The following is an 11,864-nucleotide window of genomic DNA, read 5'->3' on the forward strand; positions in this document are numbered from 1 at the left end:
CGGATCGACGCAACCAGGCACAACAATGGGCGATCCCGGTTTGACATGGCAACATGCCGGACGTCATGTCTGGGGGAAAAGGGATGCAGCAGGAATCAGCAGGCCGCCTGCCCATGGGAGGCGCACCATGAGTACGACCGCACCGCAGGCCGGCATCGGCACCGCGTTGGAGCATGCGTTGCGGCTGCTGGACAGCGATCCGGCGTTGGCCGCCGAACAGGCGGTGGAAATCCTGCGGGTGGCGCCGGGGCATCCCGGTGCCGAGCTGGTGCTGGGGATGGCCGAGCTGGCACTGGGGCAGGCCCAGGCGGCCGAGGCGCGGCTGGCGGCGCTGGCGGCAGCGCAGCCGAGATCAGCCGCAACCTGGCTGGCGCTGGGGCGGGCGCGGCTGGCACTGGCGCAACCGACGCAGGCGCTGCCTTGCATGGAACGGGCGGTGGCCTTGCAACCGGCGCTGCCTGGCGCCTGGCTGGCGCTGGCTGACCTGCTGTATGACCAGGGCCAGCGCGAGGCCGCCGATGCCGCCTATGTGCAGCACGTCCACCACAGCGTGCGCGATCCGGCGCTGATGGCGGCCGCCGACGCCCTGGTGCGCGGCGATCTGCCAGAGGCCGAAACCCGCCTGCGGGCGCGGTTGGCGCGCTTCCCCTCGGATGTGGCCGCCCTGCGCATGCTGGCCGAACTTGGGGCGCGGCTGGGTCACAACGAGGAGGCCATCGAACTGTTGGCGCAGGCGCTGGCACGCGCGCCGAGTTTCGATGCGGCCCGGCAGAACTATGCGGCCATGCTCAACCGTGCCAACCGGCACGACGAGGCGTTGGTTGAAGTCGATCGGTTGCTGGAGCGCGATCCCGACAATCAGTCGCTGCACAATCTGCGGGCGGTGATCCTGGGCAAGCTGGGCGATTTCGACGGCGCGATCGAGGCCTATGCGCGGGTACTCGCTCGGCTGCCAGGGCAGTGGCAGGTCTGGCTGGGCTATGGACATGCGCTCAAGACGGCTGGTCGCACGCCGGAGGCCATTGCCGCCTATCGGCGCGCGATCGCGCTCAAACCGGACTTCGGCAGTGCCTGGTGGAGCCTGGCCAACCTCAAGACCGTGCGATTCGGCGCGGATGACATCGCCGCCATGCGCTCCCAGCTGGCGCGCCCCGATCTGGATGACGACGCTCGACTGCATTTCGAGTTCGCCCTCGGCAAGGCGCTGGAAGACGCCGGTCAGGACGCGGAGGCGTTTTCCCATTACGCCCGTGGCAATGCGTTGCGCCGCCGTCAGGTGCCGTATGACGCAGCGTTGGCGCGCGAGCGCACCCGGCGCGCGATCCGCACCTACACCCGTGAGTTTTTCGCGGCGCGGGCAGGCAGCGGCTGTCCGGCACCTGATCCGATCTTCGTGGTGGGCATGCCGCGTGCCGGCTCGACGTTGATCGAACAGATCCTGGCCAGCCATCCGATGGTGGAAGGCACCATGGAGCTGCCGTCACTGATTGCCATCACCCGCGAGTTGCGTGAGCGCAGCGGCAGCCCGGAAACCACCTCCTACCACGACGTACTGGCGGCGCTGGACCCTGCGGAGCTGGCTGCGCTGGGCCAGGATTACCTGCGCCGGGCGCAGGTGCACCGGCGCGAAGGGCGGCCGCTGTTCATCGACAAGATGCCCAACAACTTCGCGCATGTCGGCCTGATCCACCTGATTTTGCCCAACGCCAAGATCATCGATGCGCGCCGCCACCCGCTGGCCTGTTGTTTTTCCAACTTCAAGCAGCACTTCGCCCGCGGCCAGGCGTTTAGCTACGACCTTGAGGATCTTGGTCATTACTACGCCGACTACGTGGCGCTGATGGCGCACTTCGATGCCGTGCTGCCCGGCCGGATCCATCGCGTCTTCCACGAAGACATGGTGGAGGATCCCGAAACCCAGATCCGCGCCCTGCTGGATTACTGCGCCCTGCCGTTCGACCCGCGCTGCCTGCGCTTCTACGAAAACCCGCGTGCGGTCCGCACTGCCAGCTCCGAGCAGGTCCGTCGGCCGATCTACCGCGAGGGGGTGGCGCAATGGCGGCGCTTCGAGCCTTGGCTGGAGCCGCTGAAGCAGGCCCTGGGGCCAGTGCTGACGGCCTATCCAGCGGTGCCGCCGTTGACCGATCTGCTGGCACGCATTGAAATGCGGCCGCAACAGGGGTAAATGTGACAGCAATGCCGTGCAGGCATTGGGGATCAATCAGACCAGAGGGGAGTGACCAGATGACCGGGCAACGAGTGCGCCGCGCAGGGCGGGGACAGATGTTTCGCAGGATTCCACTGGCCGCGGCGGTGGCGCTGGCCTTTGCCATGCCTGCCTGGGCGCAGGATGCAGGCCAGCAGGCGCCTGAAAAAGAAAAAAACAAAGACGCGCGCACCCTCGAGACGGTGACGGTGACGGCGCAAAAACGCGAGGAAAACCTGCAAAAGGTGCCGATCAGCCTGCAGGTGCTGGGCAGCACTCAGCTCGAACAGCAGAACGTGCTCAGTTTCCGGGACTACGCCAACCTGATCCCCAGCCTCAGCTATGGCACCGCCGGCGGCGGCGTGTTCTCCGGGCCGGGCTTCGTGCAGGTGTACATGCGTGGCGTGGCCAGCGGGGGTGACGGCAACCATTCCGGGTCGCAGCCGAGCGTGGGCATGTATTTGGACGAGCAGCCGATCACCACCATCCAGGGCTCGCTCGACATCCACATGTACGACATCGACCGGGTGGAAGCGCTGGCCGGCCCGCAGGGCACGCTGTATGGCGCCAGTTCGCAGGCGGGTACGGTGCGCATCATCACCAAAAAGCCGGATCCGTCCGGCTATGCCGCCGGCTTCTCGGTGGAGGCCAACGCCATCGACGGTGGCGGGTTTGGTCATGTGCTGGAGGGCTTCGTCAATCTGCCGGTCAACAACAACACCGCAGCGGTGCGGCTGGTGGGCTGGCAGAAGCATGATGCCGGCTGGGTGGACAACCTGCTCGGCACCCGCACCTATCCCACCTCCGGCATCGTTGCCAGCAATGCGGCGTTTGCCAAGAACAACTACAACACGGCTGACACCGCTGGCGTGCGTGCTTCGGCCCGCTTCAACATCGCCGACCGCTGGACCATCACGCCGCAGCTGATCGCCCAGAAGATGAAGGCGCACGGCAGTGCCGGCATCGACCCGCTGGTGGGCAGTGCCAGTGCCGGCTATGACAGCAGCTTTGGCCGCACCGCGGTCAAGCATTTCAACCCGGAGTTCTCGGACGATCGCTGGTATCAGGCGGCGATGACGGTGGAGGGCAAAGTCGGCAACTTCGACCTGACCTACGTGTTCTCGCACCTCAAGCGCGACGTCGATTCTGCGGCCGACTACAGCGACTACGGCTACTGGTATGACGCGCTGGCGGGCTATGGCGCCTATTTCTATGACGATAGCGGCAACCTGATCAATCCGGCCCAGCACATCAGCGCCAAGGACGGCTACAAGCGCACCAGCCACGAGCTGCGCGTCGCCTCGCCGCAGGACAACCGGCTGCGGCTGGTGGCGGGGCTGTTCTGGCAGACGCAAAGCCACGCCATTCTGCAGAACTATCAGATCGACGGGCTGGCCAGTGTGCTGTCGGTCAGCGGTTGGCCGGACACCATCTGGCTGACCCGGCAGGATCGTACTGACACCGACCACGCCCTGTTCGGTCAGCTCAGCTATGACCTGACCGACCGTCTGGAAATGAACGTCGGCGGGCGCTGGTTCCGCGCCCACAACACCCTCAAGGGCTTCTTCGGTTTCGCCAACGGGTACTCCTCGCAATCCAGCACGCCACCGGCCGATCGTTACGGCGAGGCTGCCTGCTATGCCAAGTACGGTGCGCCATCCAACTGGCAGTCGTACAAAGGGGCGCCCTGTCTGGTGTTCGACAAGGGCGTCAAGGAAAGCGATGCCATCTATCGCGCCAACCTGACCTGGAAGCTGAGCGACAGCAAGCTGCTGTATGCGACCTGGTCGGAAGGGTACCGGCCCGGCGGCATCAACCGCCGCGGCACGCTGCCCCCATATAAGTCCGACTTCCTGACCAACTACGAAGCCGGCTGGAAGACCTCCTGGGCCGATGGCACCCTGGTCTTCAATGGCGCGGTGTTCCGCGAGGACTGGAAGGACTTCCAGTTCTCCTATCTCGGCCAGAATGGTTTGACCGAGATCCGCAACGCCAACCAGGCACGCATCAACGGTCTGGAAACCGATCTGGTGTGGGCGGCGACCTACAGCCTGCAGATCAGCGGCAGTTTCGCCTGGTACGACGCCAAGCTGTCGGCCAATTACTGCGGCTGGTTGCGCCCGGATGGCAGACCCGAGACGGTCTGCCCGGCCGGGACGCTGGATCCCAATGGCAATGTGGTCAGCGGGCCACAGGCGCCGGCCGGAACCCAGTTGCCCATCACGCCGCGCTTCAAGGGCAGCCTGATCGCACGCTATACCTTCGACCTCGGGCCGGGAGAGGCTTACTGGCAGGCGTCGCTGTCGCACGCGGGTCGGCGCCGGGTCGATTTGCGGACGGCCGAAACGGCGCTGATGGGGTACCTGGATGCTTACACCCTGGTGGACCTGGCGGCGGGTTGGCGCAAGGACAGTTGGTCGATCGACCTGTTCCTGAAGAACGCCTTCAACACCCGGGCGCAGATGACCCGCTTCGCCGAGTGCGCCACCCTGACCTGCGGGCATGAGCCGTATACGGTGATCGCGCAACCGCGCACGCTGGGGATCCGGGTCAGCCGCGAGTTCTAAAACGTTCCCGCGATCTGTGTTGTAACGAAGCAGGCGGCCAAAGGGCCGCCTGTTTCGTCAGCGCGTGTGGCTCACTTCCCCGCAGGAAGGGTGCGCACCGGCAACGGGACGTTGCACAGGTCGATGTGGCCGGCGGGCTGGGTGTAGAAATCGTCCACCCGGTTGCGGCGTGCCTCGGTGGCGTCGATGAACGCCTGGCTGTCGGTGCGCAGCAGTTGCAGCCGGGTGCGCTGCGCCTCGGGGACATCGCGGGCCAGTCTGATCGAGGTGATCGGCGTGCGCTGCGCCGGGTCGGTGTAGAAGCCCATCGGGGCCGGCCCGCGCGGGATCGTGCTCAGAAGTTCCATGCCCTGCACCACGCGGCCGACGACGGTGAGTTGATGATCGAGGGCACGCGGTGCCTGGCCGATGACCACATACAGCTCGGCACCGGTGCTGCTGTCTGGCGGCGTGTTGCGGCCGGCACCGACCATGCCGTAGCAGTGGGCCAGCCAGACCTTGCCGGTGTTGGGGTCGCGTGCGGCGGGAAAGCCGTCCACGAAGCCGACCTGTGGTGCCCAGCCGTCCACGTCCGGCAGGCGGTCAAAGCGCACGCCCTGGTCGCTGCGGGTGAACTCGGCCGGCAGGTGCGGGCGTGCACCAGGCGGAAACGGCTTGGCCTTGGCCGGATCATCGGCGTCGGGGTCACCAAACTGGACCACGAAGTTGTCTTGTGCGCGATAGATGGACAGCCCGTCCCAGAACCTGCCCCGGGCCAGGGCGCGGATATTGGCCACGTGTTCCGGCGCAAACGTCGGGGCCAGCTCGATCACCACACGCCCGGCGGGCAGCTCCATGTAGAGGGTGTTGTCCGGGTCGAGCTCGCGCCAGGCGCTGGCCGGTGCGGCGTCGATGATCTCCTGCGCCGACTTACGCTTGGGGGGGACTGCGCCCTCTGTGGCGTGCAGGTCGCAGGTCAGCAGGGCGAGCAGGGCGGTGGCAAGCAAGGTGGCGCGCATCGTCGGGCTCCGGTGGGCAGATGCCCAGCATAGCGCGGCGGATGGCGACCTCAGCGCTTGCGTGTGGGCTTGCTTTGCGTCGTCGTTGCGGCGGGTGCAGCTGTTGCCGTGCCGCGATGGGCGGCGATGAAGGCACGCACCTGCGGATAGACCTGGGTGCGCCAGCGACGGCCGCTGAAGATGCCGTAGTGTCCGGCGCCTTCGACGGTCAGATGCTGGCGATTGGCCTCGGGAATGCCGGTGCACAGGGCGTGCGCGGCGCGGGTCTGGCCCTGGCCGGAGATATCGTCCAGCGCGCCTTCGATGGTCAGCAGTGCGCTGTTGCGGATCTTTGCGGGATCGACACGCTCGCCGGCCACATCCCACAGTCCGCGTGGCAGCAGGTGCTCCTGAAACACGATGCGGATGGTGTCCAGGTAGTACTCCGCCGGCATGTCCAGCACTGCGTTGTATTCGTCGTAGAACCGGCGGTGTGCCTGCGCATCTTCCAGATCGCCCTTGACCAGGTTCTGGTAGAAGTCCCAGTGCGACATCAGGTGGCGTTCCGGGTTCATCGCCACAAAGCCCAGGTGTTGCAGAAAGCCGGGATACACGCGGCGGCCAGCACCGGGGTAGTGGGCCGGCACGGTGTGGATCAGGTTGTGTTCGAACCACCACAGTAGCTGCCGGGTGGCCAGGTTGTTGACCGCGGTCGGCGACTGCCGGGTGTCGATGGGGCCGCCCATCATGGTCAGCGAGCGCGGCACCGGTTCGCCACGCGCGGCCATCAGCGAGACGGCCGCCAGCACCGGCACGGTGGGCTGGCAGACGCTGATCACATGCAGGTCATCGGTGCCGATATGGCGGATGAAGTCCTGCACGTAGCCGATGTAGTCGTCGAGGGTGAAGGGGCCTTGGGCGGCCGGCACCATGCGCGCGTCGGTCCAGTCGGTGATGTAGACCTTGTGGTCGGCCAGTAGCGTGCGCACGGTGTCGCGCAGCAGTGTGGCGTGATGGCCGGACAGCGGGGCCACCACCAGTACGGTGGGGTCGTCCTTCATCCGCGCCAGGCCGTCGGCCTGGTCATGGTAACGCTTGAAGCGCAGCAGTTGGCAGAACGGCTTTTCCAGCGCGACCCGCTCCACCACCGGCACGGGTACGCCTTCGACCTCGATTTGGTGAATGCCAAAGGCCGGTTTTTCGTAGTCCTTGCCCAACCGGTACAGCAGCTCGAAGCCGGCGGCCATGCGGTGCGCGCCCGGCAGGGCGGCCAGCCAGCTGTCCTGCGCGGCGTACATCTTTGCGCTGGCTTCGGCCCAGTAGACATACGGGGCAAGGCTTGCCCGCCAGAGTTCATGCAGGTGGTAAAGCATGGTGGGTCTTACCGTGACGCCCGATTTGCGGCACTGCAGCATACCGCCTTTGCAGCGCGGCATGCTGCAACCGGACGGGGAACCCCTGACAGAGGTCGTTATGACGAATGGCACGTGTTGGCGTGCATATGGTGTTGTAGTGTACCAACACACTAACAATGGAGGTTCCTATGAACATGCACCACACCACACCCGTGTCTGCCAGCCCCGAACGCCGCAAGGTGCCGCGTCACCCGGACGAGCATCGGGGGCGCCCGCTACGGGAGACGCCGCGCGAGTTCGGAATCGGCTATGGCCGCAGCAGCGGGTATGCCCGGGTTCGCAGTTACATCGACACGCCGATGGCGTTGTTTCGCTGCCGCTGAATGTCCGGCCTGTCAGGCCATCCTCGGGCTTAGACGTCGGGCAGTTCGAGGGCGGCCGCCTGGTCGGTCAGTCGCGGCGAGAGCCAGCAGTGCGAGCCGAGTGGGCGTAGCCCGATCGCGTGCAGCCGGCGGCGGTAAAACGCCGGGCTGCGCGCCTTGAACCCGTGCCGGTCGCCTTCGATGGCATCCGCGGAGGTGAACACTTCGATGAAGGCCACGCCGCCGCACAGGTCGGCCAGGGCGGGCAGGCCGCGATCGAGTTCACGGGTGTCGAGGTAGTGCAGCACATCACTGCACACCAGCAGGTCCACCGGCGGACAGGGGCGCAGCTGGGCGAAATCGCCGAAGCGGGCCAGGTGCAGGTTGCGCGTGCGACCGTAACGGGTCACCGCGTAGTGGCTGCTGTCAAAGCCAAGGTAGTGCGCCTGTGGGCGAAGTTTCAGCAGCGGCGCACGCCAGGCGCCTTCGCCGCAGCCGATGTCCAGCACGGTGCGGATTGGGCGTTCGAGATGGTATTCGGCGGTGGCCACCGCCAGCGCCACCTTGCGCGCCAGCCGCGCTGCGTGGCCGATGCCGGCGCGGCGATACCAGCGGTCGAAGTAGGCGCGGTCGTAGAGCTTGGTCATCGTGGCATTCTAGGGTGCCGGCCCGGCCGTTTTGGCCTGGCGGATCGTGTACTCACAACCCGGGACTTCACATGGCCTATCTGCTCACCAAGACGTTCCACCTGGTGTTTGTCATCGCCTGGATGGCGGCGGTGTTCTATCTGCCGCGGATCCTGGTCAATCTGGCCGAAGTGGGCGATGCGCCTGCCGTGCGCGAGCGCCTGCTGCTGATGGGGCGCCGGCTGTACCGCTTTGGCCACGTGATGTTTGGCATCGCCTTCGTGCTGGGGCTGGCACTGTGGCTGCACTTCCACATCAGCGGCGGCTGGTTGCACGCCAAGCTGGCGCTGGTCGCCCTGCTGCTGGTGCATTTCGTGGTCACCGGGCGCTTGCTCAAAGGCAACGGCAACGGTCGGCCACTGCCTTCTGCCAACGCCTTGCGCTGGTTCAACGAACTGCCGCTGCCGCTGCTGGTGATGGTGGTCTGGCTGGTGCTGGCCAAGCCGTTCTGAATGGTCTGACGGAACGGCGTGAGCAGCGGGCTCAGCGGGCGGGCGCAGGCGGCGTGGCAAAGGCGCCGGGGGTGGGCAGCGTCACCGGTACGCCGTTGCCGTCGCACAGCCCCTTCGCGCACAGCGCCTGACGCAGGCGCGGGGTGGCCTGCAGCAGGATGTGGTAGATCGCGTTCTGCTCCAGCGAGCCGCGCACCGCGCTGCTACCAGGGCCGCGTGCCCAGATGCCGACATCGTCGCCGCCGTGGGTTTCTGCCCGGGTCGGGACGAGGGCTTCCTGCATGTAATCGGGGTCTTCGGTGTCGACGTTGGTGAGGTCCGGGCGGCCATTGCGGGCGGCGCGGACGTCCTCGGCGTTGTGTTCGAAGCGCTTGGGGCCTTCCGGCTGGCGGGCGCTGGCGCCGACGTAGCCTGGGCCGTTGGCGTAGCTCAGGGTGGTGTAGGGCAGCCCGGTGGCGTCCCGCGCCAGCTGGTGCGGGTCGCTGTCCTCGCCGCTGCCGCCCCGGACTTTGCCCAGCACCGGGTTGCCGCGCGCCGGATAGCCGGCAAAGCTGAGCGTGTGCGCATGATCGGCGGTGACCAGGATCAGCGTGTCCTGCGATGAGGTCATCTCGGTGGCCACCCGAACCGCGTCGGAGAAGGCGATGGTCTCGTCCAGCGCGCGGTAGGCGTTGCCGGCGTGGTGGGCATGATCGATGCGGCCACCTTCCACCAGCAGGACATATCCATTGGGGTTACGCGCCAGCCGGGTGATGGCGGCGCGGGTCATCTCCGCCAATGAGGGCTCGCCAGCGCGGTCGTGCGGGCGGTCGTGCTCGAAGTGCATGTGGTCGGGTTCGAACAGTCCCAGCAGCGGCCGGTCATCCGCTGCCGCACGCAGTTGCGCCGCGTTCCAGACATACACGCCGCCCGGATGGCGCTGCTGCCATTCGGCGATCAGGTCGCGGCCGTCCAGCCGGGCACCGACCTTGTCGTCGTATTCGGGGTCGCGCTGACTGACCGGCATCAGGTTGCTGCGGCCGCCGCCCATCAGCACGTCCGGGCCGCGGCCGTAGGGGGTTTCGATCATCTGCCGGGCAATGTCGATGCAGCCCTCGGCCTGCGCTTCGGGTGGCAGGTCGGCATCGCTCTCCCAGTTGCGGTCGGCGCTGTGGCTGTAGGTGGCCGCCGGGGTGGCGTGAGTGACCCGGGTGGTGGTGACCACGCCGGTGGCCATGCCGGCGGAAGCGGCCAGTTCCCATAGGGTCAGCAGCGGCGTGGCCAAGGCGGCCTTGCAGTCCCCGCGTGCGGCGTCCTGGCCGATGCTGAGCACGCCGATCCGGGTCTTGGCGCCGGTGGCGATGGCGCTCATGGTGCCGGCTGAGTCTGGCGTCTGTGAGTTGGTGTTGTAGGTCTTGCTGAGGCCGGTGGCGGGGAAGCCCTCCCAGGCCAGCCGGTTTTCCTCGCCGCTGCCGCCCTTGCGCTGACCTTCCAGGATGCGTGCGGCGGTCACCGTGGCAATGCTCATGCCGTCGCCGAGAAAGACGATCACGTTGCGGGCGCGGCCCTGCATGGCGCCGCGCTCAGCCGCCTGGGCGGCGCCGTCGCGATACCACCAGGCCGGGGTTTCACCCTGCGGGCGGGCGATGGCGGGCACGTCCACGTGCACGGCCATCGAGGGCGGCGGGACGGGAGGGGTGGGCGGAGTGCCGGCACAGGCGGCCAACAGCAGGCCATAGGCGAGCGGCAGCAGACGGACGGGGGTATGCGGATTGTTCATCTCGCCATTATCACGGGTTGGGATGACGATTGCATGGCGGCGCAGATTTCAACTGCCTTGGTCGGCCAAGGTCAGGTATCGTGGCGGCCTGCCCGATGTCCGGATGGTTCGCATGTTCGACTGGTGGTTTCGCATCAAGTTCTGGAAGCGCGTATTGCTCGGGTTCGTGCTGGGCACGCTGGCTGGCTGGGCGTTCGGCAAGGACGCCGAGGTGTGGTTTGGCCCCATCGGCGATCTCTACGTCACCCTGATCTCGATGATCGCCGTGCCGCTGGTGTTCTTCGCGGTGATCAACGCCGTGGCGTCGCTGAGTGGACAGAAATCGATTGCCGCGCTGGCCGGTCGTACTTTCCTGTGGTTTGCCCTGACGGCGGTACTGGCGGTGGGCGTGGGCTTGCTGTTCGGCTGGCTGATCCAGCCGGGGGCGGGCGTCGGGCATCTGGTGGTGGCCTCCGACTACGTTCCGCGAACCGTGCCGGGCCCACTGGACATGCTGCTGAACCTGGTGCCCTCAAATCCATTCCAGGCACTGGGCGGTGCGGCCACCGCCAAGCTGGCCGATGGCACCAAGGTGCTGGTGCCGCGCAGTGGTACGGTGTTGCAGGTGATCTTCTTCGCCGGCCTGGTCGGCTTCGCGATGGTCAAGCTGGGCGACAAGGTCGCCGGCGTGCGCACGCTGGTGGGCGAAGCCAGCGTGCTGATGATCCAGGTCACCCGCTACGTGCTGGAGTTCACCCCGCTGGGCACGTTCGGCCTGATTGCTGCGCTGGTCGGTGGCTATGGTTTCGAGCAACTGCGCCCGCTGTTGAGCTTCGTGGTGGCGCTGTACCTGGCTTGCGCCTTCCATATCGTGGTGGTGTACAGCGGCTTGCTGCTGGCACATGGCCTGAATCCGCTGAAGTTCTTCCGTGGCGCTGCGCCTGCGATGGAGGTGGCGTTTGTGGCGTCCAGCAGCTTCGCCGCATTGCCGGTTTCGCTGCGCAGTGCCACCCACAACCTGGGGGTGGATCGGGACTATGCCGGGTTTGCGGTGCCGCTGGGGGCGACCATCAAGATGGACGGCTGCGGTGCCATCTATCCGGCACTGGCGGCGGTGTTCATCTCGCAATACGCCGGTATCGAGCTGTCGCTGACGCAGTATCTGATCATCGCCCTGGCCTCGGTGCTGGGCAGCTTCGGCACCGCCGGGGTGCCGGGCACGGCGGTGATCATGGCCACCGTGGTGCTCTCCGCGGCCGGGCTGCCGTTGGAGACCATCGGGTACCTCTATGCCATCGACCGGGTGCTGGACATGATGCGGACCATGACCAACGTCACCGGCCAGGTCCTGGTGCCGGTGCTGGTGGCGCGCGAGACCGGTCTGCTGGATCGCCGGGTGTACGAGGCAGCCGTGAGCAATGTCGGGGTGCCGGCAGGGGATGCGGCCGAGCCGGTGTCGGGGAAAGAGTGATACAGATGATGATCAAGCCATCGCCTGTTGCAGCCGTTAATCTAGGCACG

9 protein-coding genes are annotated in these 11,864 nt (G+C 66.7%); 5 read left to right on the forward strand and 4 right to left on the reverse strand.

Features of this window, described 5'->3' with window-relative positions:
• Positions 1-127 precede the first annotated feature (127 nt).
• Both BUA29_RS00425 and BUA29_RS00430 read left to right on the forward strand, forming a co-directional pair.
• Positions 128-2,185: a tetratricopeptide repeat-containing sulfotransferase family protein gene (locus BUA29_RS00425; protein WP_072754659.1), complete on the forward strand. Its 2,058-nt coding sequence runs from the start codon at positions 128-130 to the stop codon at positions 2,183-2,185.
• Between the two features lie 59 nt (positions 2,186-2,244).
• Positions 2,245-4,773: a TonB-dependent receptor gene (locus BUA29_RS00430; RefSeq protein WP_084602272.1), complete on the forward strand. Its 2,529-nt coding sequence runs from the start codon at positions 2,245-2,247 to the stop codon at positions 4,771-4,773.
• 71 nt (positions 4,774-4,844) lie between these two features.
• Here BUA29_RS00430 and BUA29_RS00435 read toward each other — a convergent pair whose 3' ends face one another.
• Together BUA29_RS00435 and BUA29_RS00440 are read right to left on the reverse strand one after the other, a co-directional pair.
• The gene (locus BUA29_RS00435; protein WP_072754661.1) at positions 4,845-5,771 is read right to left on the reverse strand and encodes a peptidylprolyl isomerase; all 927 of its coding nucleotides are present in this window, start codon (positions 5,769-5,771) and stop codon (positions 4,845-4,847) included.
• A gap of 50 nt (positions 5,772-5,821) precedes the next feature.
• A complete protein-coding gene (locus BUA29_RS00440; protein WP_072754707.1) occupies positions 5,822-7,123 on the reverse strand; it encodes a polyhydroxyalkanoate depolymerase in 1,302 nt (433 codons plus the stop codon).
• A 170-nt stretch (positions 7,124-7,293) separates the two neighbouring features.
• Between BUA29_RS00440 and BUA29_RS00445 the strand changes: the two genes are divergently transcribed.
• Positions 7,294-7,488, forward strand: coding sequence for a hypothetical protein (locus BUA29_RS00445; RefSeq protein WP_072754662.1), 195 nt, complete (start codon positions 7,294-7,296; stop codon positions 7,486-7,488).
• Positions 7,489-7,517: 29 nt separating this feature from the next.
• On the opposite strand, the gene BUA29_RS00450 is transcribed toward BUA29_RS00445, so the two are convergent.
• On the reverse strand, positions 7,518-8,114 hold the full coding sequence (locus BUA29_RS00450) for a class I SAM-dependent DNA methyltransferase (RefSeq protein ID WP_072754663.1): 597 nt from the start codon (positions 8,112-8,114) through the stop codon (positions 7,518-7,520).
• 71 nt (positions 8,115-8,185) lie between these two features.
• On the opposite strand from BUA29_RS00450, the gene BUA29_RS00455 reads away from it, so the two are divergent.
• The gene (locus BUA29_RS00455) at positions 8,186-8,605 is read left to right on the forward strand and encodes a CopD family protein (protein ID WP_072754664.1); all 420 of its coding nucleotides are present in this window, start codon (positions 8,186-8,188) and stop codon (positions 8,603-8,605) included.
• A gap of 31 nt (positions 8,606-8,636) precedes the next feature.
• Here BUA29_RS00455 and BUA29_RS00460 read toward each other — a convergent pair whose 3' ends face one another.
• On the reverse strand, positions 8,637-10,364 hold the full coding sequence (locus BUA29_RS00460) for an alkaline phosphatase (protein ID WP_072754665.1): 1,728 nt from the start codon (positions 10,362-10,364) through the stop codon (positions 8,637-8,639).
• Between the two features lie 103 nt (positions 10,365-10,467).
• On the opposite strand from BUA29_RS00460, the gene BUA29_RS00465 reads away from it, so the two are divergent.
• A complete protein-coding gene (locus tag BUA29_RS00465) occupies positions 10,468-11,814 on the forward strand; it encodes a dicarboxylate/amino acid:cation symporter (RefSeq protein ID WP_072754708.1) in 1,347 nt (448 codons plus the stop codon).
• Positions 11,815-11,864 lie beyond the last annotated feature (50 nt).

Source organism: Thermomonas hydrothermalis (assembly GCF_900129205.1).
Lineage (GTDB): Bacteria > Pseudomonadota > Gammaproteobacteria > Xanthomonadales > Xanthomonadaceae > Thermomonas > Thermomonas hydrothermalis.